Origin of the sequence: Nocardiopsis dassonvillei, from assembly GCF_964273065.1 — a bacterium.
GTDB classification, from domain to species: domain Bacteria; phylum Actinomycetota; class Actinomycetes; order Streptosporangiales; family Streptosporangiaceae; genus Nocardiopsis; species Nocardiopsis dassonvillei_B.
Map to the genome: position 1 here is coordinate 1,683,261 of NZ_OZ186815.1, position 23,211 is coordinate 1,706,471.

The 23,211-nt window shown below is 75.1% G+C and carries 21 protein-coding genes, 1 pseudogene and 1 riboswitch; of the genes and pseudogenes, 5 read left to right on the forward strand and 17 right to left on the reverse strand.

What is annotated here, in order from left to right:
* Nucleotides 1-41 precede the first annotated feature (41 nt).
* The 4 genes from aroC to ACSUPR_RS07615 all read right to left on the reverse strand — a co-directional run bounded on the left by aroC (nt 42) and on the right by ACSUPR_RS07615 (nt 3,535).
* Nucleotides 42-1,223 carry a chorismate synthase gene (aroC, locus tag ACSUPR_RS07600; protein ID WP_436890422.1) on the reverse strand — a complete coding sequence of 394 codons (1,182 nt, stop codon included), beginning with the start codon at nt 1,221-1,223 and terminating at the stop codon, nt 42-44.
* 45 nt (nt 1,224-1,268) lie between these two features.
* Entirely contained in the window at nt 1,269-2,198 is a 930-nt protein-coding gene (locus ACSUPR_RS07605) for a prepilin peptidase (protein WP_436890423.1), read from the reverse strand.
* A 71-nt stretch (nt 2,199-2,269) separates the two neighbouring features.
* Complete coding sequence (locus tag ACSUPR_RS07610) at nt 2,270-2,977, reverse strand: SseB family protein (RefSeq protein ID WP_436890424.1); 708 nt, start codon at nt 2,975-2,977, stop codon at nt 2,270-2,272.
* Nucleotides 2,978-3,025: 48 nt separating this feature from the next.
* Entirely contained in the window at nt 3,026-3,535 is a 510-nt protein-coding gene (locus ACSUPR_RS07615) for a MarR family winged helix-turn-helix transcriptional regulator (RefSeq protein WP_436890425.1), read from the reverse strand.
* A 147-nt stretch (nt 3,536-3,682) separates the two neighbouring features.
* Between ACSUPR_RS07615 and ACSUPR_RS07620 the strand changes: the two genes are divergently transcribed.
* From ACSUPR_RS07620 to ACSUPR_RS07630, 3 genes are all read left to right on the forward strand, one after another.
* Complete coding sequence (locus tag ACSUPR_RS07620; RefSeq protein ID WP_436890426.1) at nt 3,683-4,225, forward strand: YceI family protein; 543 nt, start codon at nt 3,683-3,685, stop codon at nt 4,223-4,225.
* A gap of 263 nt (nt 4,226-4,488) precedes the next feature.
* Complete coding sequence (locus tag ACSUPR_RS07625) at nt 4,489-4,743, forward strand: DUF2470 domain-containing protein (RefSeq protein WP_436891909.1); 255 nt, start codon at nt 4,489-4,491, stop codon at nt 4,741-4,743.
* Nucleotides 4,744-4,987: 244 nt separating this feature from the next.
* Entirely contained in the window at nt 4,988-7,675 is a 2,688-nt protein-coding gene (locus ACSUPR_RS07630) for a protein kinase domain-containing protein (protein WP_436890427.1), read from the forward strand.
* Here the strand turns inward: ACSUPR_RS07630 and ACSUPR_RS07635 are convergent.
* Both ACSUPR_RS07635 and ACSUPR_RS07640 read right to left on the reverse strand, forming a co-directional pair.
* Nucleotides 7,647-9,644, reverse strand: coding sequence for a sigma-70 family RNA polymerase sigma factor (locus ACSUPR_RS07635; RefSeq protein WP_436890428.1), 1,998 nt, complete (start codon nt 9,642-9,644; stop codon nt 7,647-7,649). The two genes, ACSUPR_RS07630 and ACSUPR_RS07635, sit on opposite strands and share 29 nt — an antisense overlap.
* 62 nt (nt 9,645-9,706) lie before the next feature.
* Nucleotides 9,707-10,030, reverse strand: coding sequence for a YciI family protein (locus ACSUPR_RS07640; RefSeq protein ID WP_436890429.1), 324 nt, complete (start codon nt 10,028-10,030; stop codon nt 9,707-9,709).
* Between the two features lie 151 nt (nt 10,031-10,181).
* Here ACSUPR_RS07640 and ACSUPR_RS07645 point away from each other — a divergent pair, with 151 nt between their 5' ends.
* Both ACSUPR_RS07645 and ACSUPR_RS07650 read left to right on the forward strand, forming a co-directional pair.
* A complete protein-coding gene (locus ACSUPR_RS07645) occupies nt 10,182-10,853 on the forward strand; it encodes a DUF998 domain-containing protein (protein WP_436890430.1) in 672 nt (223 codons plus the stop codon).
* Between the two features lie 126 nt (nt 10,854-10,979).
* A complete protein-coding gene (locus ACSUPR_RS07650; protein ID WP_436890432.1) occupies nt 10,980-11,900 on the forward strand; it encodes an aldose 1-epimerase family protein in 921 nt (306 codons plus the stop codon).
* Between the two features lie 14 nt (nt 11,901-11,914).
* Here ACSUPR_RS07650 and ACSUPR_RS07655 read toward each other — a convergent pair whose 3' ends face one another.
* The 11 genes and pseudogenes from ACSUPR_RS07655 to ACSUPR_RS07705 all read right to left on the reverse strand — a co-directional run.
* Nucleotides 11,915-12,484, reverse strand: coding sequence for a nucleotidyltransferase family protein (locus tag ACSUPR_RS07655; RefSeq protein WP_436891911.1), 570 nt, complete (start codon nt 12,482-12,484; stop codon nt 11,915-11,917).
* A 155-nt stretch (nt 12,485-12,639) separates the two neighbouring features.
* Complete coding sequence (locus tag ACSUPR_RS07660; RefSeq protein ID WP_436890434.1) at nt 12,640-13,800, reverse strand: XdhC family protein; 1,161 nt, start codon at nt 13,798-13,800, stop codon at nt 12,640-12,642.
* A 159-nt stretch (nt 13,801-13,959) separates the two neighbouring features.
* Nucleotides 13,960-14,421: a PH domain-containing protein gene (locus ACSUPR_RS07665; RefSeq protein ID WP_436890435.1), complete on the reverse strand. Its 462-nt coding sequence runs from the start codon at nt 14,419-14,421 to the stop codon at nt 13,960-13,962.
* Nucleotides 14,422-14,482: 61 nt separating this feature from the next.
* The gene (gene ribH / locus ACSUPR_RS07670; protein ID WP_436890436.1) at nt 14,483-14,956 is read right to left on the reverse strand and encodes a 6,7-dimethyl-8-ribityllumazine synthase; all 474 of its coding nucleotides are present in this window, start codon (nt 14,954-14,956) and stop codon (nt 14,483-14,485) included.
* Between the two features lie 32 nt (nt 14,957-14,988).
* A complete protein-coding gene (locus ACSUPR_RS07675) occupies nt 14,989-16,278 on the reverse strand; it encodes a bifunctional 3,4-dihydroxy-2-butanone-4-phosphate synthase/GTP cyclohydrolase II (RefSeq protein WP_436890437.1) in 1,290 nt (429 codons plus the stop codon).
* Between the two features lie 67 nt (nt 16,279-16,345).
* On the reverse strand, nt 16,346-16,978 hold the full coding sequence (locus ACSUPR_RS07680; protein WP_436890438.1) for a riboflavin synthase: 633 nt from the start codon (nt 16,976-16,978) through the stop codon (nt 16,346-16,348).
* 112 nt (nt 16,979-17,090) lie between these two features.
* Nucleotides 17,091-17,221, reverse strand: a riboswitch (FMN riboswitch).
* Nucleotides 17,222-17,294: 73 nt separating this feature from the next.
* Nucleotides 17,295-18,341 carry a phosphatase PAP2 family protein gene (locus ACSUPR_RS07685; protein ID WP_436890439.1) on the reverse strand — a complete coding sequence of 349 codons (1,047 nt, stop codon included), beginning with the start codon at nt 18,339-18,341 and terminating at the stop codon, nt 17,295-17,297.
* Nucleotides 18,342-18,508: 167 nt separating this feature from the next.
* Entirely contained in the window at nt 18,509-19,177 is a 669-nt protein-coding gene (gene rpe, locus ACSUPR_RS07690) for a ribulose-phosphate 3-epimerase (RefSeq protein WP_220562533.1), read from the reverse strand.
* 162 nt (nt 19,178-19,339) lie between these two features.
* On the reverse strand, nt 19,340-20,812 hold the full coding sequence (locus ACSUPR_RS07695; protein WP_436890440.1) for an RsmB/NOP family class I SAM-dependent RNA methyltransferase: 1,473 nt from the start codon (nt 20,810-20,812) through the stop codon (nt 19,340-19,342).
* A gap of 73 nt (nt 20,813-20,885) precedes the next feature.
* Complete coding sequence (gene fmt / locus ACSUPR_RS07700) at nt 20,886-21,821, reverse strand: methionyl-tRNA formyltransferase (RefSeq protein ID WP_436890441.1); 936 nt, start codon at nt 21,819-21,821, stop codon at nt 20,886-20,888.
* Between the two features lie 154 nt (nt 21,822-21,975).
* A pseudogene (locus ACSUPR_RS07705) lies at nt 21,976-23,169 on the reverse strand (RNA-guided endonuclease InsQ/TnpB family protein); the annotation flags it as partial.
* Nucleotides 23,170-23,211: the final 42 nt, after the last annotated feature.

The window sequence follows — 23,211 nt, forward strand, 5'->3', positions numbered from 1 at the left end:
CTCGGTCCTCGCGGGCCCGCCGCGCGGCGGGCCCGGACGGGTCAGCGGATCTCCAGGGAGTCCAGGTAGCCCCGGAGGTTGCGGGCGGTCTCGGTGACCGAGTCGCCGCCGAACTTCTCGATGGCGGCCTCGGCGATGACGAGGGCGACCATGGATTCGGCGACCACGCCGGCGGCCGGGACCGCGGTGACGTCGCTGCGCTGGTGGTGGGCCTGGGCGGGCTCACCGGTCTCGGTGTCGATGGTGTCCAGGGCCCGCGGCACGGTGGCGATGGGCTTCATGGCGGCGCGGACCCGCAGCGGGTCGCCGGTGCTCATGCCGCCCTCGACGCCGCCGGCGCGGTTGGTGCGGCGGCGCACGCCGTCGGGTCCGGGCTCGATCTCGTCGTGGGCCTGCGAGCCGCGGCGGGCGGCGGTGCGGAACCCGTCGCCGACCTCGACGCCCTTGATGGCCTGGATGCCCATGAGGGCCGCCGCCAGCCGGGCGTCCAGGCGGCGGTCCCAGTGGACGTGGGTGCCCAGGCCGGGGGGCAGCCCGTAGGCGAGCACCTCGACGACGCCGCCGAGGGTGTCCCCGGACTTCTTGGTGTCGTCGACCTCCTCGACCATGCGGGCGCTGGTCTGCGGGTCGAAGCAGCGCAGCGGGTCGGCGTCGACCGCGGCCAGGTCCTGCGGGCGCGGTTCGGGCGCGTCCTCGGGCACCGAGACCGGGCCCATGGACACGACGTGGCTGAGGATCTCCACCCCCAGCGCCTGGCGGCAGAAGCGCCGGGCGACCTCGCCGATGGCGACGCGGGCCGCGGTCTCCCGGGCGCTGGCGCGCTCCAGGATGGGCCGCGCCTCGGTGTGCCCGTACTTCTGCATGCCGACGAGGTCGGCGTGGCCGGGCCGGGGCCGGGTGAGCGGCGCGTTGCGGGCGATGCCGTCCAGCACCTCGGCGGGCACCGGGTCGGGGGACATCACCTGCTCCCATTTGGGCCACTCGGTGTTCCCGACCTCGATCGCGACCGGCCCCCCGAGGGTGCGGCCGTGCCGGATGCCTCCGATGACGGAGACCTGATCCTGTTCGAACTTCATCCGGGCGCCACGACCGTACCCGGCGCGGCGGCGGAGCAGCGCGGCGGCGATGTCGTCAGAGGTGACGGACACACCGGCCGGGAGGCCCTCCAGAATCGCGACGAGTGCCGGCCCGTGGGATTCTCCAGCGGTCAGCCAACGCAACATGGGACCGATCTTTTCACGGATCGGTCCGAGGGGTGGCATCCGGTCTCACAGTTCGGGCAGCAGGGGGCGGGCGGCCAGGACGGCGGCGAGGGTGCCGGCGAGCATGAACGGTCCCAGGGGGAAGGCGGAGCCGGGGGTGGCGCGGCGCAGTGCGAGCAGGACCAGCCCCACCGCGGAGAAGGCCGCGAAGGCCCAGAACACGGCGGTCAGGGCGCCCAGGGGCCCTGCCGCCCACCCGGAGTACAGGCCGGTCAGGCCGGACAGGCGGACGTCGCCCAGGCCCATGCCCCGGGGATGGATTCGCCACAGCAGCCAGTACAGGACCGTGACGAGGACCATGCCCAGGAGGGCGTCCAGGAGCCGCCCGGGCGCCGGTCCGCCCGGCGGGGTGAGTGCGGCCAGGGCGATGAGTGCGGCGGCCACCGGGTAGGCGGGCCGGACCAGGGCGTCGGGCAGGCGCTGGACCCGCAGGTCGACGACGGACAGGGGGGCGCCCACGGCCACCAGCCAGAGCACCGCGGGCAGCCACAGGGGCGTCCAGTCGGGGTTCAGCACGGCGGCGGCCCCGGCCAGGGCGGCGGCGGGTGCGGCCAGCAGGGCGGCACCGGGGTGGGAGCGGACCACCTGTTCGCAGTGCGGGCAGCTGCCGCGGCTGCGGAAGGCGCGGTCGGAGACCAGGGGGAACCAGTGCCAGAAGCGGAGTTCGGCCCGGCAGTGCGGGCAGCGCGGCGGCGGCGGCCCCTCCTCGCCGGGGGCGGAGTCCGCTTCCGGCGCGCCCTGTTCCGGCGTGTCCGCGGCACCGCCGGGAGCGGCGTCGCCGGTGACGGCCGCTTCGACGCGGGGGCGGGCCGGGCCGAACAGGGGGACCAGGCGGCCGCCGACGTGTCCGGCGAGCAGCCCGGTCAGGGCCGTGGCCGCGACGAGGGCGACCGCCCAGGGTTCGGCGAGCGGCACGAGTGCCGAGGGGGTGGGCATGATGCGAAGCTACCCGGCGGCGGGCCGCGCCGACAGGCCCGGAAGGGGCCTGTGGAAAAAGTCCGCCGCCCTCATTCGTCGTCGCGGTGGGCGCGTACGACCGCGCTGAGCTCGATGCCGCCGGGCAGGACGTGGCGGAGTTCGGCGGCCAGGCGCTCGGCGACGCGGCGCAGGGACTCGTCGTCGCGCTCCTCCAGTTCGAGGCGGATGCCGAGGTCGGCCCGCTGGGAGGGGTGGATGCGCACGCGCTCGATGCCGAACTCGGTGTGGGTGACCCGGTAGACGAGGGCGAGGACCTGGGGGTCGTCCTTGGGGTCGGGGACGGCGCCCCGTTCGGCGAGCATGGTGAGGAAGCGGCCCTGGACGGTGTAGGGCACGGGCCCGGACACGTCGAGGACCAGGGCGTCGGCGCCCTCCTCCACGGCGGCCTGGCAGGCGTCCCTGGTGGAGAAGGGGACGGGGCGGGCGTCGGGGCGCCAGCGGCGGACGGCGTCGACGGAGGTGAAGGCGAGCACGCCGCGGCGGCCGTCCTTGCCGGTCATGACGGGGACGGCGACCTCGCTGTTCTTGTCCTTGGTGAGCCCGCCGACGCCCGCCCCGGTCTCGGTGGCCACGGCCACCACGGGGATGAGGACCCGGGAGGTGCTCAGGGCGGCCAGCACCTGGCGGTCGCCGATCTCGCCCGCGGCGTGGGCGCGCAGGCGGGATTCGACCTCGGGGTCGGCGCTCCCGTCGTCGTCGCGGAAGTTCTGGGCACCGATGATCGTTGGTCTGCTCACGACCCCCGACTCTACCCGGGACGGGGTCCGTGCGGGCCTGTGCCGGGCTCAGCGGCCGCCGATGGCGGCCCGGCCGTCACCGGCCGGTCGCCCGCCGGCGGCCGGGGCGTCACCGTGCGCCTCCAGCGCGGCGAGGACGTCCTCCAGGGCGTCGGTGCGCCGCGGGCCCAGGCGGTCGAACACCGAGGCGCGGACGCGGGCGGCGTGGCCGGGGGCGACCTCGTCCAGCAGGCGCGACCCGGCGTCGGTGAGGACGGCCCACAGTCCGCGGCGGTCGTCGGTGCACTCCTGCTTGCGGACCAGGCCGTCGCGTTCCAGGCGGGCGACCTGGTGGGAGAGGCGGCTCTTGGAGACGATGACGCCGTCGGCCAGTGCGCGCATGCGCATGCGCCGGCCGGGGGCCTCGGACAGGTGCACGAGGATGCCGTACTCGATGAGGCTCAGGCCGCCGCGTTCGCGCAGGTCGCGTTCGAGTTCGTCGTAGATCGCCGCGTTGACGCGCAGGAAGGCCCGCCAGACCCGCTGTTCGTCGGCGTCGAGCCATGCCGGGTTCTCCATGCGGCCGATTCTAGTGGCGGGGGTTGCGGTCGGGGCGACATCCGCCTAAGCTTCTTCCTGGGAAGATATTTCTCAGGTACTTTGTTCCTAGAAAACAGACGGGCCCGAATCCCGGGTCCCCCGCCCGCGACAGGGAGATGCAGCGAGATGGCAGCGCAGGAACTGAAGGCCGGCATCTGGAAGATCGACGCCGCCCACAGCACCGTCGGGTTCTCGGTCCGCCACATGATGGTGAGCAAGGTCCGCGGCCGCTTCGAGAAGTTCGACGCCACCCTGACGGTGCCCGAGGACCCGACCGGGGCCTCCGTCGAGGCCACGATCGACGCGTCCTCGATCAACACCGACAACGCCGACCGTGACAACCACATCCGCTCGGCCGACTTCTTCCACGTGGAGGAGCACCCCGAGTTCTCCTTCCGCTCGACCGGCCTGGCCGCCGACGGCGAGGACTTCGTCCTCAAGGGCGACCTGACCGTCAAGGGCAACACCCGGCCCGTCGAGCTGAAGCTCGAGTTCAACGGCTCCACCCTCGACCCCTACGGCCTGGACCGCGCGGGCTTCTCCGCCACCACCCAGATCAGCCGCAAGGAGTTCGGCGTCGACATCGAGATGCCGATGGACGGCGGCGGCGTGGTCGTCGGCGACAAGATCACCATCACCATCGACGCCGAGTTCACGCACCAGGCCTGACCGGCCGGCGCCAGCGCGTCCTCCCGCCCCCCGGGGGCGGGGCGGGAGGCGGCCGGCGGCGCCCCCGGGACACCGTCCGCCCCGGGGGCGCCGCCTTTTGACGACACACCGTCACCACCTGCGGGAGTGCTCGGCTATCGTCGGCGGGGGGAGGGGCGCACGCCCCTCCCCCCGCCCCTTTCCGTCCGCGCACCCGTGCCCGCCAGGAGGACACCGTGGCCAGCCCCTTCCCCGCCGAGGTCGTCGCCGCCGTCACCGCCCACATGAACGGCGACCACCCCGAGGACACCCTGCTCATCTGCCGCGCCCTGGGCGGCCGCCCCGACGCCACCGCGGCCCGTATGACCGGCCTGGACGGCGAGGCCGGGGAGTACGCCGTCACCGTCGGCGGAACCGAGCACGCCGTGCGCATCCCCTGGTCCGAGCCGCTCACCGAGCGCGCCCAGATCCGCAGGGAGGTCGTGCGCATGTACCAGGAGGCCTGCACCGAACTCGGCGTCACCCCGCGCGGCCACTGAACCGGCCCGCGCCCCGCCGGGCGGGGCACGGCCCCGGACCGCCCGCGGACGACCGGTCCCGTCCTGCGGGAACCCGGAGGCCGCGACCGGAGTCCTACACAGTGAAGGACGGGGAGGGGCGCCGCACCGTCGACGGGGGTCACGGGCGCACGGCCGGCACCGGCCGCCGCGGGGCGCCCGATCGGCAGCGGTCCGCTCCTCCCGGTCACGACACCCACGCAACCGAAGGACGGCACCGACCTCCATGGTCACGCCCCACACCGGTGACGACAACGCGCCGACGCAACGGATCGAACCCACCGCGCCCACCGCGCAGGCGGGTCCCACCCGGGGGGCCACCCGGTGGGTCACCCGTGTCCTGCGACCGGGCTCCGGCCGCGACGCGGCCCCGCCCACCCGGGTCCAGGGCCCCAGGGCGGCCGCCCCGCCGACCCGGGTCGACCGGCCGGCCGGCACGGCCCGGACCCCCGGGACCGCGGCCCCCGGCGGCGGGCCCGCACCCTGGTGGCGCACCCTGCTCGGCCCCCTCCTGGACTGGCTGGCCCGCCTCACCTCCCGGGTCGTCGTCGGCCCCGCCAGCGACCTCGACTACGCCGTCCCCGCCGAGCTGCGCCGCCGCTACCAGGTCCTGGACCGGATCGGGGCGGGCGGCGAGGCCGTCGTCTACCTCGTCGAGCCCGCCGACTCCCCCGGCCGCCGCCTGGCCCTGAAGGTGTACCGGCCCGGCCACGACATCAACCGCGAGCTCCTGGACCGGCTGCGCGCCCGCGGCACCGCCTCCCCGCACACCCCGGCGGTCCAGGGCTACGGCCACGCCACCAGCTCCTGGGGGGAGGACCTCGCCTGGGAGGCCCAGGAGTACTTCGGGCACGGCTCCCTGCGCGCCGTCATCGACCGGGCGCCGCTGGACGACGCCCGCGCCCGCGCCGTCGTCTCCGCCGTCGCCGAGTGCCTGCGCCACTGGCAGGAGGACCTCCAGCACAACCACACCGACGTCAAGCCCGAGAACCTGCTGGTCCGCTCCCTGGACCCGCCGGTGCTGGCGCTCACCGACTTCGGCGGCGCCGTCCGCGCCACCATGAGCCGCGTCTACGGCGGCCTGGCCATCACCGAGGACTACGCCGCCCCCGAGGTCGTCGAGGGCCGCCGCGAGGCCCCGGCCGCCTGGTGGTCCCTGGGCGTGATGGCGCACGAACTGGTCACCGGCCGCCGCCCCGACCGCGGCGGCAACTGGCTCACCGCCCGCAACACCGAGGTGGACATCTCCGCCGTCGCCGACGAGCACTGGCGCCTGCTGGTGCGCGGCCTGCTCGCCCCCTCCCCCTCCGCCCGCTGGGGGTACGCCGAGGTCGCCCAGTGGCTGGCCGGAGAGCGGCCCGCCCTGCGCACCGCCCGGCGGCTGCGCCCCCTGGTGTTCGCCGGAGCCTCCCACGAGGACCCGCCCAGCCTGGCCTTCGACCTGCTGGACCGCTCCGAGACCGGCGCCCTGTGGCTGCGCACCCACTGGTCGGAGCTGCGCACGTGGCTGGACCGCGAGGTCAAGGACCACACCTTCGACCGCGCCTACCTCACCGGCCTGGAGGGCCACCCCGAACGCGCCCACATCGCCATCAGCGCCCTGGCCGCCCGCTACGTGCCGGGCATGCCTCCGCGCTACCGCGGCCACGAGATCAGCGCCGACGGCCTGCTGGAGCTGGCCACCGGCGAGGCCAGCAGGCACGCCGTGGTGCGCGAGGCCCTGGAGTCGGGGGCGGTGGGCCTGGCCGCCCAGCACTGGTGCCCCCACCCGGGCTGCCGCAGCGACGGCTCGGGCCGCTGCGTCCTGCTCGAACGCGTCCAGCACGAGGTCCCCCTGCTCATGGGCCGGGTGAACGAGACCCTGGACCGCGTCACCGGACCCGGACGGGAGCGGCCCGACCGGCCCGCCGCCCACGAGGTCGACACCACCTGGGCGCGCGCCGTGGAACTGGTCCTGGCGCCCGACACCGCCTCCCGGCACCGCGCCCTGCTGCGCCGCCAGTCCTGGCACCCCGCCCAGCGCAGCCCCGCCCCGCACGCCCCGTGGTGGACCGAGCAGCGCCGCATCGGCCTGCGCGACGGCGGCGGGGACCCGCTCGCCCCGCGCGCCGCCCTGCTCACCGCCGTGCTCCTGCTCCCGGAGGCGGTCCGCATCGGCGGCTCCATCGCCGCCCGCGAGCGCGCCGACGGCCGGGCCCGCCGCCAGGACCGGTGGGCGGCCCTGACCGGGTCGGCGCGGGCCCGCTGGGACGAGACCCGCACCCGGGTCTCCGACGCCCGGCGCCGCCGGGCCGAGGCCGCCACCGGCGACACACCGGTGGTCGGCGGCACCGCGCCGCAGGACACCGCCCGCCCCCACTGGAACCGGTGGGGTGCCGCGCAGCGGCCCGACGCGCAGGACCCCGCGGCGACCCGAAGGCAGCAGGAGCGCGCCTCCCGGCGGGTCCAGCGCACCATGAACCAGATCCAGAAGGCGATGGCGGCGGGCAGGTGCCGCCGCTTCGCCTACCCGGCCGCCCTGCTGGGCCTGGTCGACGGGCTGGGCCGGGCGCTGCGCCCGGCGGAGGGCTTCTACCCGGAGAGCGCGTTCGTCACCGACGCCTACAGCGGGCTGCTGGAGGCCGCCCACGGGCCGGTGCTGGGCCCGCTGGCCGACATCACCGGCGCCGTCACCGGGCTGCTGCCCGGGGAGGCGGGCGCCTCGTGGTGGCTGCCGGTGCTGCTGTCGGTCGCGCTCGTCGCGATGGGCCGCACCGCCGCGAGCAAGAAGGACACCTCCCGGGCCCGCCGCCGCCTGGCCGCGTTCCGCATGGCCGTGGCCGGATCGGTGCTCATGCTGCTGGTGCTGCTGTCCACCGGGCTGCTGGCCCTGGGCTCGGGTGTGCTCATCCCCCTGGACGGCCTGCTGGGCTGACCCCCGCCAGCCCCGACAGGCGGCCCAGGGTCCACCCCCTCCCGCTCGGGTCCGCCCCGCGGGAGGCCAGCACGAGCAGGCGCTCGGCGCGCTCGTAGGACAGCCGCCGCCGCCCCGTGTCCGGGCACAGGTCCCGCGCCCCGGGGGTGCGGGCCGGGCCGGGGCGGCGGTCGGACAGGAACACGGGGCCGCGGGTGCGGTCGCCCACCAGCTCCGGCAGCAGCCGGGCGGTGCCCGAACGCCAGGTCACCGGGGTGGTGCCGACCACCGCCGACCGGTCGTCGAGGTCCAGGTCCTCGACGTCGAGGGCCAGGGCGGTGCGCGCCGGGACACCGGACTCGTACAACAGGCACCACAGGGTGCGTTCGCGCAGCGGGGCCCCCTCCCCCTCCCACAGGGCGCGCACCGCGCCCGGGTCCGTCTCCGGCGGCGCGACCGCGGGTTCGGGCCGCCGTTCCAGCGCCGCGTCGATCCCCTCCAGGCCCGTTCGGGCGGCGAACGAGCGCACCGCCGACCGGTGCCGGTTCCAGGTGCGGGCGGCGGACCCGCCCCAGGCCGCGGCGAACACCCCGGCCACCCGTTCCGCGGTCAGCTCGGCCACCGGCAGCCCCGCCCCCAGGGAGCGGCACAGGCGGTCCAGGGTCCGCCCGTAGGAGCGGGCGGCCTGCTCCCCCAGGTCGTCGCGGGCGAGGAAGGCGCGCACGGCCTCCCCCAGGAGGGGTCCGGCCGGGGCGGCGGGAAGGTCGGCGGCCAGGCCCAGCAGGAAGGCGCGTTCGGCCCGGTTGCCGGTGAGGCCGGCGGCCCGCTCGAACTCGACCCTGGCCTCGGCGGAGCGGCCCGACCGGAGCAGCAGGTCCCCGCGCACGCTGGGCAGCAGGTGGTAGTCGCGCAGCGCCGGCTCCGCGGCCAGGGCGTCCACCAGTTCCAGGCCCCGGCCCGGGCCGTACGCCCGCCCCACCGCCACCGCCCGGTTGAGCAGCACCACCGGGGTCGGGGCCAGGTCCGCCAGCCGGTCGTACAGGGCCGCGATCCGGGCCCAGTCGGTGGACTCGGCGTCGGGTGCCTGCGCGTGGCAGACCGCGATGGCGGCCTGGAGCGTGTAGGGGCCGCGCGGGCCGCCCGCGTCGCGGGCGCGCAGCATCGCTGTGAACCCGCGCCGGATCGCCCCGGTGTCCCACCGGCTCCGGTCCTGTTCGTGCAGGCGCAGGAGTTCGCCCGAGGGGCCGGTGCGGGCGGCCGACCGCGACCGCTGGAGTTCCATCAGGGCGACCAGGGCGTGCGCCTCGGCCCGGTCGGGGACCAGTTCGGCGAGCATCCGGCCGGTGCGCAGCGCCTCCGCGCACAGGCGCGGCCGCATCAGCCCTGGTCCGGCGGTGGCGGTGTAGCCCTCGTTGAAGACGAGGTAGACCACGTCCAGGACGGCGGGCAGCCGTTCGGCGGCCTCCTCCGGTCCGGGCGGCTCCAGAGCGGCGCCCTGCTCGGCGAGCGTGCGCTTGGCGGCGGCGACCCGCCGGGTGATCTCGTGTTCGGGGGTGAGCAGGGCGCGCGCGATCTCGTTGTCGGTGAGGCCGGTGACCAGGCGCAGGGTGAGGGCGACGCGCTCGCCGACCGACAGGGCCGGGTGGCAGGTGAGCAGGAGCAGCCGCAGCACGTCCCCCGGCTCCCCGTCCGGTTCCCCGGGAGGGTCCGGAGTCCGTTCGAGGTCGCGGGCGATGCGCTCGTGTTCGCGTTCCAGGCGCTGTTCACGGCGGACCCGGTCCAGGGCCCGGCGTTTGGCCGCGGTGGTGATCCAGGCGGCGGGGTTGTCGGGCACCCCCTCGTGCGGCCACTGGCGCAGCGCGGCGACCAGCGCGTCCTGGGCGCACTCCTCGGCGGTGCCGATGTCGCGCACGATCCGGGTGAGCACGGCGACGACACGCGCCGACTCGGCCTTCCAGACGGCGTCGACGACGTCGTGGACCTCACTCACACCGTCGATGACAGCACCGCCCCGGGCGCGGGCGCAACCCGGGGCGGAACCGTGCGGCGCGGTCAGGAGAAGACCTGCTGGATGACGCTCTCCCCGTCGCCGACGATCCGGCGGAACCGGCGGGCCAGCTCCAGCGCCTCCTCCCTGGTGGCGACGTCGACCAGCGCGAACCCGGCCACGGCCTCCTTGCTCTCGGTGAAGGGACCGTCGGTGACGGTGATCTCGTCCCCCTCGGAGACCATCCGGACCCCGCCGGGCTCCAGACCCCCGGTGGCCACCAGGACCCCGGCGGCGGTCAGTTCCTCCACGAACGCCGCCATCTCCACGTACAGGCCCTCGTCGGTGCGGGCGTTCTCCGAGGGACGGCTCATCATCAGGAATCGCACGGGGGTGCTCCTCATCTCGTGATCTCTTGCGTGTCGGCTGTCGACACTTCCACATCGTTCGGGCGATGTGACAGGGAACGCCGCCGTTCCCTGTCACATCGGCGGTTCGACGTGGGGGTGAGAACGCCACCGCACCGGAAGGACGCCGATCATGACCGCCGCCCCGAGCCCCACCGGCACCACCCGCCCGACCGGCGCACGGCCGGACACCCGTTCCCTGCTCCTCTGCGCCGCCGTCGCCGGACCGCTGTGGAGCGCCGTCTCCCTGGCCCAGGCCGTCGGCCGGGAGGGGTTCGACCTCACCCGCCACCCGCTGAGCGCCCTGGGCAACGGCGACCTCGGCTGGCTCCAGATCGCGAACTTCGCCGTCGCCGGCCTGCTGGCCCTCGCGGGGGCGGTCGGGCTGCGCCGCGCCATGGCCGGCTCCCCCGGCGGCGTCTGGGTGCCCCGGCTCGTCGCGGCCTACGGCGCGGGAATGGTCGCGGCCGGCGTGTTCGTCATGGAACCGGCCGACGGATTCCCCGTCGGCACCCCCGAGGGCGTGCCCGCCGCGCTGGGATGGACGTCCTTCGCGCACATGGCCGCCGGTTCGCTCTCCTTCGCCGCCCTGATCGCCGCCTGCTACGTCCTGGCCCGCCGCTTCGCCCGCACCGGCGACCGCACCCGCGCCGTGCTCTCCGCGGCCGCCGGCACCGCTCTGCTCCTGGGCGACGGCTGGGCGATGACCGGCGGCGCCCTCGGCTCGCTGACCCTGGCCGCCGGGGCGATCACCGCGATGCTGTGGGTCTCCGCCGTCGCCGTCCGCCTCCTGCGCACCGCCTGAACGGTCCGGGAACCCCTCCCACCGGCCCCGTCCGCACCGTGCGGGCGGGGCCGGTGGGCTAAGATCTCCCGGTTCGGCAAAGGACCGGACCGTGGTGGGGAACCGGGTACGAGGGAAGGGCCGCACGTGGGAGAGAGCATCGAACTGCGCTCGGGGGACTTCGGGGCGCGCATCGCGGCCGGGGGAGCCGCGCTCCAGGCGCTCACATGGCGGGGGGAGGACCTGGTGTGGCCCTACACCGGCGCGCCCACCGCGTTCCAGGGGCAGGTGCTCGCCCCCTGGCCCAACCGGATCGGCGACGGCCGCTACCGGTTCGGCGGCACCGAACACCGGCTCGACACCAACGACCCGGCCACCGGCTCGGCCATCCACGGCCTGGTCCACGACAGGGCCTGGATCCCGGTGCGGACCACCGAGGACACCGTGGAGCTGCACCTGGACCTGCCCGCGTCCGCCGGGTACCCCTTCCCGCTGGCGCTGGACCTCACCTACCGGCTCGGCGATGACGGCCTCACCGTCACCACCGTTGTCCGCAACACCGGCGACGCCCCCGCCCCGTTCGGGCTGGGCTTCCACCCCTACCTCGACCTGGGCGAACCCCTGCGGGACCTGGCCGCGCGCGGCGCGCTCACCCTGAGCGCCCCCGTGGAGGACCGCCTGCCGGTCGACGACCGGCTGCTGCCCGCCGGGGACCCCGTCGCGGTGGACGGCACCGACCTGGACTTCCGCCCGCCCGGCCGGGGGCCGGGCGGCACCGTGCTCGACACCGCGTTCACCATCGGCGGGCGCGACACCGACGGCCGCGCCTGGACCCACGTCGACGGGCCCCACCGCCGGGTGTCGGTGTGGTGCGACGAGAGCTTCGGGTACCTCCAGCTGTTCAGCTCCGACACCCTCGCCGGCGCCGACCGCCGCGCCCACCTCGCGGTCGAGCCGATGACCTGCCCGGCGGACGCGTTCAACACCGGCACCGGCCTCCTCGTCCTGGAACCCGGGGCGACCACCCGGCACGTGTTCGGCATCACCGCCTCCCCGGCCCGCGCCTGACGCCCCGCGCGGCCTCAGCGGCCGATGAGGTCGCGCAGGCGCAGCAGGTCCTCTTCGGTGTCGATGTCCTCGGGGCTGGCGACGTCGTCACAGGCCACGGGGGTGACCACGTGGGAGTAGGCGCGCAGGAACGGGCGCGCCCCCACGTCGTCCACGGCCATGGCGTGCACCGTGGACCAGTGCTCGCGGCCGATGAGCACCGGGTTGCGCTGGTTGCCCCGGTAGGTGGCCACCGCCGCGCGGGCGCCCTCGGCGTGCGCCGCGACCAGGCGGGCCACCGCCTCGGGGGTGACCAGCGGCTGGTCGGCCAGCGAGATCAGGACCGCGTCGACCCCGTCGGGCAGGGCGTCGATCCCGGACCGCACCGACGATCCCATCCCCGAGGACCAGTCCGGATTGAGCACCGTCCACGCGCCCGGGACCGCCGTGTCCGCCGCGCCCAGCACCACCACGACCGGTTCGCAGCCGCCGGCGCGCAGTGTGCGCACCCCCCGGTCGACCAGGCGCTCACCGCCGAGCTCGACCAGCGCCTTGGGCCGTCCCAGCCTGCTCCCCGACCCGGCCGCCAGCAGCATGCCCGCCACCCGGCCGCGTTCCCCGTCACGGCTTCCCATGGGGCGATGATGCCACGCGCGGGCACCGCGCACCGGCCACCCGGGGAACCCCGTTCCCCGCTCTGCCCGGGACCGGCGCGCCACGCCGTCATGACCTGCGGATTTCCCGGCCCCCGGGTTTCGGTTCACCTGTCGACGTGACCGAATCCGGCCGGAACAAAGGGCTCCGCGGGGACGTCCCGATGGATCCGGCCCGAGGTCTCGCTCAGCGCCCGTCCGCTGCCGCCCCACCGGCTCCGCACCAGCTCCGCGGCGATCGACACCGCCGTCTCCTCCGGGGTGCGCGCCCCCAGGTCCAGGCCGATCGGCGAGTGCAGACGTGCCAGCTGCTCCTCCGTGACGCCCGCCTCGCGCAGCCGCGCCATCCGGTCCTCGTGGGTGCGCCGCGACCCCATCGCGCCGATGTACCCGGCCCGGGTGCGCAGCGCCGCCGTCAGCACCGGCACGTCGAACTTGGGGTCGTGGGTGAGCACGCAGACCGCCGTGCGCTCGTCGATGAGGTCGGCCACCTCGTCCAGGTACACGTGCGGCCACTTGACCACCACCTCCTCGGCGGCGGGGAAGCGCTTGGCGGTGGCGAACACCGGGCGGGCGTCGCACACCGTCACCCGGTAGCCCAGGAACGCGCCCATCCGGGCGACGGCGGCCGCGAAGTCGATGGCGCCGAACACCAGCATCCGCGGCGGCGGGGCGAACGACTGAACGAACACCTCCAGCTCGTCACCGCGCCGCTGTCCGTCCGCGCCGTAGCGCAGCAGGCCCGTGCTGCCCTGCGCCAGCATGCCGCGCACGTCGTCGTCCAGGGCGTCGGTCAGCCGGGCTCCGCCCGCGTCGCCCTCGGCGTGCCCCGGCCACACGATGCGGCGCCGCCCCGTCCGGCCCCCGCCGGAGGGGTCCGACACCACCGTGGCCACCGCCACCGGCTGGTGCTCCTCGATCGCCCCCAGCACCGAGCCCAGCGAGGGGTACCGCTCGCGGTCCACCGGCTCCACGAACACGTGCAGGGTACCGCCGCAGGTCAGGCCCACACCGAAGGCCTCCTCGTCGGCGACCCCGTAGGTCCGGCGCAACGGCACCCCGGTGCGGATCGCCTCCATCGCCTCCTCGTAGACCGCGCCCTCGACGCAGCCGCCCGACAGGCTCCCGAAGACCTCGCCCGAGGCGCTCACCGCCATCGCCGCCCCGGCGGGCCGCGGCGCGCTCCTGAAGGTGTCGATCACCGTCGCGACGGCGAACGCCTCCCCCGAGGCGTACAGCTCCGCCACGGCCTCTCGGATATCACGCACGCGGCACCCCGCCCCCCGTCGCCCTCCACCTGTGTGGCCCTCACCACCAAACTACGCGCTCCGCACAGCACGACGGGAGCCCACGTTCCGTCAAGAAACGCGGGCCCCCGTTGGACGTTCACACAAAAGCACCCGAAGGGCAGAAAGCGGACGCGGACCTCAGTCCCGGTCCGGCTCGGAGGCCTCGCCGCGACGGCGCAGCAGCTCCCGGAACTCCTCCAGCGCGACCCGGGACCGGTCGCCGTCAGCGCTCTGGATCCCCATCACCGCCAGCGTCGTCCCGTCGGACAGGTCCACCGACGGCCACGGCTCGCCCTCGGGCATCCGCACGTCCACGATCTCCGCCCACGACAGCACGTGCGTGCGGATGCTGTTGACCACCGTCACGCCGTCCGGCCCGGCCACCAGCCGGGGCCGGGCCAGCAGGTGCAGGGTCGCGGCGATCACCAGGCCCATGCCCACGAGCAGGACCCGGTCCATGACCCGCCAGTCGCCCGGCAGGATCAACGCCAGTACCGCCATCGTGGCCACGATCAGCAGCCCCAGCCCGTACGCGACCGCGCGCACCGCCCGGGGCCGCCAGACCCGGGGCGGCTCCGGCCGCTGCGACGCCTCGTCCACGGTCTGTTCCCTCGCCCGCACCCGTACTCCCATTCCCCCGACGGCCGCCCGGCGGCCCGCGTCAGCTCCGCAGTCCGCGCAGGACCGCCGCCGCCTCCAGGGCGGCCAGGGCCGCCTCGGCGCCCTTGTCCTCCATGCTGCCCGGCAGCCCGGCACGGTCCCGCGCCTGTTCCAGGGTGTCACAGGTCAGCACACCGTTGCCCACGGGGGTGGACTGGCGCAGCGCCACGTCGGTGAGCCCCTGCGTCACCGACTGGCACACGTACTCGAAGTGCGGGGTACCGCCGCGGATGACCGCGCCCAGAGCGATCACCGCGTCATGGCGGCGGGCCAGCTCCTGGGCCACCACCGGGAGCTCGACCGCCCCGGCCACCCGGACCACCACCGGCTCCGCGGCGCCCGCCTCCTTCACCACCGCCAGCGCGTTGGCCAGCATCGGCTCCACGATCGGCGCGTTCCACCGGGTCACCACGATGCCCACCGACATGCCGGAGGCGTCGATCCGCTGCCCCTGCGGGCGTCCTTCACCGCTCATCGCTTCTTGTCTCCCAGTCGTCTCGTGCTCGATCAGTCGGTGGCGACGGACAGGTCGTGCCCCATCCGGTCTCGCTTGGTCCGCAGGTAGGCGGCGTTGTCGGGGGTGAGGAACGCGGGCATGAGCACCCGCTCCTTGACCCGCACCCCGTGCCGCTCCAGGCCCCGGGCCTTGTCCGGGTTGTTGGACAGCAGCCGCACCGAGGAGACCCCCAGGTCGATGAGGATCTGCGCCCCCGCGCCGAACTCACGGGCGTCGGCCGGCAGCCCCAGCCGCAGGTTGGCGTCGACGGTGTCGACACCCTCGTCCTGGAGGGCGTAGGCGCGCAGCTTGTGCAGCAGCCCGATACCGCGGCCCTCGTGGCCGCCCAGGTAGACGAGCACCCCGCGGCCCTCGCGGGCGATGTCGGCCATGGCCGCGTCCAGCTGGGGGCCGCAGTCGCAGCGGTGCGACCCGAACGCGTCGCCGGTCAGGCACTCCGAGTGCAGCCGCACCAGCACGTCCGTGCCCTCGCCCAGGTCGCCCATGACCAGGGCCACGTGCTCGGCGCCGTCGGTCGCCCCCTTGAACCCGATCGCGCGCCACTCGCCGTGCCGGTTGGGCATGCGGGTCTCCACCAGGCGGGTCACCAGCGGCGGGTGCGCCTCGTCCTCGGTGAGGGACTCGCCCAGCGCCAGCCGGTGGGCGGCCAGCTGCTCCACCGACACCAGCTTCAGGCGGTGCTCGTCGGCGAACTCGCGCAGCCGCGGCAGCCGGGCCATGGTGCCGTCGTCGTCGACCACCTCGGCCAGCACCCCGGCGGGGCGCAGCCCGGCCAGCCGGGCGAAGTCCACCGACGCCTCGGTGTGGCCGCGCCGGGCCAGTACGCCGCCCGGGCGGGCGCGCAGCGGCAGGATGTGGCCGGGGCGCACGAAGTCGGTGGGGCGGCTGCCCTCCGCGGCCAGCAGGCGGATCGTGTGGGCCCGGTCGGCGGCGGAGATGCCGGTGCTGACGCCCTCGCGGGCGTCCACCGTGACGGTGTAGGCGGTGCGCAGGCTCTCCTCGTTGCGCGCCGTCATCAGCGGCAGGTCGAGCCGGTCCAGGTCCGGGCCCTCCATGGGCACGCAGACCACGCCGGAGGTGTGGCGGATCATGAACGCCAGCAGCTCGGGGGTGGCGAGTTCCGCCGCGAAGATGATGTCGCCCTCGTTCTCACGGTCCTCGTCGTCCACCACCACGATGGCGCGTCCGGCGGCGAAATCGGCGATGGCGTCCTCGATCGGGTCGAGGACCACGGGCCGCTCGGCGTCGGTCGCGGCCGGGGTGGTGTCGGTGACGGTCATTCCCGCTCCAGGTGTCGGTGGGTGGTGTGGGATCGGTGGCGGCCGCACGGGTCCGCCCCGGAAGGGATCAGGCGCGGTCCCGGACCGCCGCCACGGCGGTGATGCGCTCGACGTACTTGGCGACGACGTCGACCTCGATGTTCACGGTGGCGCCGACGGCCAGGGAGCCCAGGGTGGTGGCGCGCAGGGTCTCCGGGATGAGGCTGACCTCGAAGAACTCCTCGGCGGCGCCCGGGTCGCTGACGGCCGACACGGTCAGGCTGGTGCCGTCGACCGTGATCGAACCCTTCTCGACCACGTACCGGGACAGCCCGGCGGGCAGGTCGAACCGTAGAACGTCCCAGTTGTCGCCCGGATTCCGGGAGAGCAGGCGGGCGGTGCCGTCCACGTGGCCCTGCACGATGTGCCCGCCCAGGCGCGAGTCGACGCGGGCGGCGCGCTCGAGGTTGACCGGGGAGCCGGGGGCCAGGGAGCCCAGGGAGGAGCGGTCCAGGGACTCCTTCATGACGTCGGCGGTGAAGGTGCCCTCGCCGCGGTCGACGACGGTCAGGCACACGCCGTTGACGGAGATGGAGTCGCCGTGGCCGGCGTCGGAGGAGACCAGGGGGCCGCGCACGGTGAGCAGTACGGCCTCGCCCGCGGGACCCGCGGGGGTGAGGGAGACGACCTCGCCGAGCTCTTCCACGATTCCTGTGAACACGCCCTTGCCTTCCTTCGCCGGGTAAGGCTCCGGGGCGTGTGCGGAACATGCGTCCACGGCGGGTCGGCGAAGGGCCGCGGGCACGGGGCACCACGGCGCACAGACCGTCCCGACGCGTGCTGCCTCCCATCCGGACTTTAACCGTCGGTACCGGAATTCCACCGGTTCAGCCGGCCGATGGACTCGGCCGGGTCGCGGACTGTCACCGCCGGTTCGGACTTTCACCGACCCCGGAGCACGCATTCTCAACTGATGTCTGAGACGCCAACGATCTTAACGCCGCAGTAGCGACAGCGCATAGTTCGTGTGATGGGGATCATGCCCCGGGCAGGTCGTCCAGCCGCTCCCGCGCGTGTCCTCCCTGGCCGGGGGGCGTGCCGGGGCGCTCCGCCAGCCCGCTGCGCACGAACAGCTCCGGCGCGCCGAAGGTGATCCAGAACAGGATCGCGCCGGAGGCGGCGAAGGAGGCGACGGCGTCGGCCATCCCGGTGAGCGGCCCGGACAGCAGCCGGGAGAGGGCCTCGATGCACAGGACCACGGACAGGCCCAGGACGAACCGGGCGGCGCGCGCGCCGATCCGCCCCCGGGCCGAGTACCAGCCGCGGCGGTCCAGCAGCGTGAGCCCGACGAGGACGGCCAGCAGCGCGCCCGACGTGGAGTAGACACCGGAGAGGGTGTACCCGGCCGGGTCGGGCGGGACGGCCCCGATCCACTCGTCGGGGACGGTCCAGTCACCGCGGGCGGTGTAGCGCCACAGGGTGGCCAGGGCGCAGGGCACCAGCGCCGCCGCGACCGCGAGGGACGCCCAGCGCGCCGTCGGCAGCCCGCGCCACCAGGCCAGGACGCGGTCCTCCCAGCGCAGGAACGCCCACAGGATCAGCGCCCCCAGCAGGACGCCGACGACGACGTCGCTGATGAAGTGCGCGCCCAGGTGGACGCGGGAGAAGCAGATGAGGGCGGCCAGCGCGAGCGCGGCCCACAGCGGCCCGCGACGGCCGGACCTGATCCCCGTGTACCCCAGGACCACCGTGGCGCCCTGGGCGTGCCCCGAGGGCATGCCGAAGCTCGACTCGCTCGTGTGCTGGGCGATCTGCGCGCTGTACCAGGAGGGGCGCGACCCGTGGACGAAGAGCTTGAGCAGGTGGTTGACCACCGACGAGGAGATGGCCAGGACCAGCAGCCGACCGCCCAGGCCGGGACTGACGCACCAGAAGACCAGGGCCAGCAGGGGGATGACGACCGCCTGGGCACCGAGGCCGGTGACGGCGGTCAACGGCAGGACCGGCCAGTCGGCCAGGCCCTGGAGCCACTCGATGGGCGCGGTCTCCGCGTCCCACAGCACGTCCATGATCACAGCGCGCACCCCAGGTGTCCGCGCTTGGCTACGTGCTCACGCCGCGCCGCTCCCCCAGACCGCCGGCGCGGGGGGAAGACGGAGCCGCGACCAAGCTGAATCGACGACTACGGTGCGCCAGCCTAGGGGGTGCGGCGGGGCGGTGGCCAGTCGGGGCCCCGGCCGCACCGGGATCGTTATCCCCGGGCGGCGGCCTCGACGGCCTGGGCGCGCAGGGAGTCGATCGCCTTGGCGGGGTCCTGGGCGCCGTAGACGGCGGACCCGGCGACGAAGACGTCGGCCCCGGCCTCGGCGGCGCGTTCGATGGTCTCGTCGCTGACACCGCCGTCGACCTGGAGCCAGACGGAGGCCTCGCGGCCGTCGAGGATCTCACGGGCCCGGCGGATCTTGGGCAGGACCAGGTCGAGGAACTTCTGGCCGCCGAAGCCGGGCTCGACGGTCATGAGCAGGAGCATGTCCATCTCGCCCACGAGGTCGGCGTAGGGCTCGACCGGCTCGGCGGGATTGAGGGCCAGCCCGGCGCGGGCGCCCAGGCGGCGGATCTCGCGCAGGGTGCGCACGGGGGCGCTCGCGGCCTTGGCGTGGATGGTGACGCTGCCCGCCCCGGCCTCGGCGTAGGCGGGCGCCCAGCGGTCGGGGTCCTCGATCATGAGGTGGCAGTCCAGGGGGGTGTCGGTCGCCTTGAGCAGGGACTCGACGATGGGCAGGCCGAGCGTGAGGTTGGGGACGAAGTGCCCGTCCATCACGTCGACGTGCAGCCAGTCGGCGTTGGGGACGGCGGCGGCCTCGTCGGCCAGGCGCGCGAAGTCGGCGCTGAGGATGCTGGGTGAGATCTGGATTGCCACGCCTGGCAGTGTAGCCAGGGGGCCGCGGCGGCGGTGCCGGGCACCCCGCCGGAGCTGGTGGTTCCTCGAAAGGGCACGACCTTGACGGTGTAGATCATGGTTTGTCCGGTTCTGCCGGAGATGCCCGCGCGGCGCTCCCGAACGGAGCGCCGCGCCCGCGGGTCAGCCGCGGCGCAGCAGGGCCAGGAACATGGCGTCGGTGCCGTGCCGGTGCGGCCAGAACTGCACGTACCGGCCCTCCTCCCCCGCGGCCAGGCCGGGCACCTCGTCCAGCAGGTCCGCGGCGCGCAGCAGGGAGAGGTCGTCGCGCTCGGCCAGCACCCGGCGCACGACGCCGTCGGTCTCGTCCAGGTGCGGCGAGCACGTCACGTACGCGACCACGCCGCCCGGACGCACCGACTCCACCGCGTTCAGCAGCAGGTCGTGCTGGAGCGGGGCGAGCTCGGCCGCCGAGTCCGCGGTGCGCCGCCAGCGCGACTCGGGGCGGCGGCGCAGCGCTCCCAGCCCGGTGCAGGGCACGTCCACCAGGACCCGGTCGAACGTTCCGGGACGCCAGGCGGGCCGGGTGCCGTCGGCGGCGATCGCCCGCCCGGCGTCGCGCGGGGCGCGGCGCACCGCGCCGGCCACCAGTCCGGCCCGGGCGGGCTGGACCTCCGAGGCCACCAGGCGCGCCTCGCCCCGCCCGGCCAGGGAGGCGAGCAGCCCCGCCTTGCCGCCGGGGCCCGCGCACATGTCCAGCCACAGTCCGTCGCGGCCCGGGACGTCGACCCGGGTCAGGGCGAGCGCCACCAGCTGGCTGGCCTCGTCCTGGACGGCGGCGCGGCCCTGGCGGACCTCGCGGATCGCCGCCGGGTCGCCCTCGGGCAGCCGCGCGCCGAACGGCGAGTACGGGGTGGGCTCGGCCCCGGCCGCGACCAGGTCGGCGACGGTGGCGCGGCCCGGCTTGGCCACCAGGGTCACCTTGGGGCGCTCGTTGTGGGCAATGAGCAGGCGCTCGGTCTCCTCCAGGCCGGTCCTGGCCCGCTCCCCCAGGGCGCGGGCCAGCTCCTTGACGATCCAGCGCGGGTGGCTGTACACCACCGACAGGTACCCGCTGGGGTCGACGGAGCGGTCCGGGGCGATGACCCCGATCCACTCGTCCAGGTCGCGGGCGGACACCTTGCGCAGGATCGCGTTGGCGAACCGGGCCCGGTGCTGCCCCACCACCCGGCGGGCCAGGTCCACGGTGGCGCTGACCGCGGCGTGCGGCGGGATCTTGGTGGACAGCAGCTGGTGGGCGCCCAGCCGCAGCAGCGGCAGCACCTCGGCGTCCACGGAGGCCAGCGTGCGGTCCACGCACGTCTCCATGATCGCGTCGTAGGTGCCCTGGCGGCGCAGGGTGCCGTAGGTCAGCTCGGTGGCCAGGGCCGCGTCGCGGCCGGAGATGCCGCGCTCGTTGAGCAGGGCGGGGAGCAGCAGGTTGGCGTAGGCGTCGCGCTGGTCGACCGCGCGCAGGACGTCGTAGGCGACCCGGCGGGCCGGGTCGCGGGGCGCGCCCGGCTTGGCGGCACCGCCCTGGGCCCCGCCGGACCGTGCCCCGCCGGAGTGGGGCCCGCGGCGGGGACGGCGGTACGGGGATCGGGACTGCTCGCTCAACGTGTGCTGCTCCTGGACCTGAAGGACGTGACCGGGTGGGGGCCGGCCCCCACCCGGTCGAGCCTACGGCAGCTCAGTCGCCCAGGCGGTCATCTCCGGTGGGACGCACGCCACGGGCCCAGTCCACGGCGTTCATGGCGCGCTTGCCCTGGGGCTGCACCTCGCCCAGCAGTACCGGGTGGGTGGCGGTGCCGGCCAGGACCCGCTTCTTGTCGGCGTACAGGCGGCCCGGGTCCAGGGCGGGGGTGTCGGCGTCGGTGACGGGGGCGACCGGGCCGAGCTTCAGGCGGGTGCCTCGGAAGGTCGTCCAGGCGCCGGGGGCGGGCGTGCAGGCGCGCACCAGCCGGTCGACGCGCTGGGCCGGGGCGGTGAAGTCGACCTCGGCGTCGGCGGGCTCCAGCTTGGAGGCGTAGGAGACCTCGGCGTCGGGCTGCGGGACCGGGGACAGCTCCCCCGAGGCGATGCCGTCGATCGTGCGGACCAGCAGCCCGGCCCCCGCCACGGACAGCCGGTCCAGCAGCCCGCCGCTGGTGTCGGTGGGGCGGACGGCCTCGGTGAGGGTGCCGTAGACGGGACCGGCGTCCAGTTCCTTGACGATCCGGAAGGTGGAGGCCCCGGTGACGTCGTCGCCGTGCAGGACGGCGTGCTGGACGGGGGCGGCGCCCCGCCAGGCGGGCAGCAGGGAGAAGTGCAGGTTGACCCAGCCGTGGCGGGGGATGTCCAGGGCGGACTGGGGCAGCAGGGCGCCGTAGGCCACCACCGGGCAGCAGTCGGGGGCGATCTCGGCCAGGCGGGCCAGGAAGTCCGGGTCGCCCGCCTTGAGGGGCTTGAGGACCTCGATGCCCGCCTCCTCGGCGAGTTCGGCGACCGGGCTGGGGGCCACCCTGCGCCCGCGCCCGGAGCGGGCGTCGGGGCGGGTGACGACGGCGGCGACCTCGTGGTCGGAGCCGATCAGTGCCTGTAGGGACGGAACCGCCACCTGCGGTGTTCCGGCGAAGACGAGTTTCAAGCGGGTCCCCCCTGGCTGTGCGCGGTCCGCGGCCCACCGCCGCGGCTCCCAGTTGTACCAGCCCGCCAGGGCGTCCCACGGCCGGTGTCGCCGGGTTCTGGTACACCAGAGGGGTTGACTTCCTCCCTCGCCTGCGAAGGCAGGGGGGTCCGGCGGTCGCCCGCCGGGGTTCCTGTTTCGTCGACGACCGCCCCGCAGGAAGAAGCTCCCGTTGAGGTCTTACGTCATCTCCGCAGGCGAGCACCGCCGGCCCGGCGGCTTCCGAGGTCCTGGCCGCGTCCACATCGCGGTCGTGCACGGCCCCGCACACGCACGTCCAGGTGCGGACGTGAAGCGACAGGGGTTCGGTGACCCGGTCGCGGTCCGCGCAGGTGCGCGAGGAGGGGAAGAACCGGTCCACGACGACCAGGTCCCGCCCGTACCGGGCGCACTTGTACTCCAGCATGGACCGCGGCTCCCGCCACGCCGCGTCGGAAATGGCGCGGGCCGGGTATCGGTTCTCGGCCATGTCGCGGACGATGAGGTCCTCGATCACGGCCGCTTGGTTCCCGCGGGCGAGCCGAGTGGTGAGCTTGCGCAGGAAGTCCCGGCGCCGGTCGACGGTCCGCGCATGGACGCGCCCCGCTTCGCGTCGGGCCCCGGCCCGGTTCGCCGACCCCTTCTGCTTACGGGCGAGCTCCCGCTGTGCCTTGGCCGACCGCTTCCGGTCGCGGTGCTCGTGGTGGGGGTCGTCGATCCTCTCCCCGGTGGACAGGGGCACCGGGGAGGTCGGTCCCGCGTCCACCCCCACCACGGGGCGGGGTGCGGGAACGGACTCGACGGTGTCCTCGCACAGCAGGGACACGAACCACCTTCCCGCCGCATCCCTGCTCACGGTCACCGTCGAGGGCACCGCTCCCTCGGGCAGCGGCCGCGACCACACGGTGTCCAAGGGCTCGGCCATCTCGGCCGGGAACAACCGCCCGTCGCGGTAGCGGAAGGCGCTGGCGGTGTACTCCGCCGACGCCCGCGACCGCTTGCGCGATTCGAACCGCGGATACCGCGCACGCTTGGCGAAGAAGTTCGCGAATCCCGGCTGGAGGTGACGCGGTGCCTGCTGCAACGGCACCGACGACACCTCGGCCAGGAACGCGTACTCCTCGGTCTTCTTCCAGGCGGTGAGCATCGCCGACGTGTCGTTGTGGGACACCCGGCGCCCCTCGGCGCGCCATGCCTCCGACCGGGAGTCCGATGCGAGGTCGTGGACCAGGCGCACACAACACCCCAAGGTGCGCGACAGCAGCGCCGCCTGCACACCCGTGGGATGGAAGCGATACTTGAAGGCCCGCTTCACAGCTCTCCCGGCCATGGTTCGTACGTTGGTGAGACCGATACACCCTCGTGAGGAAGA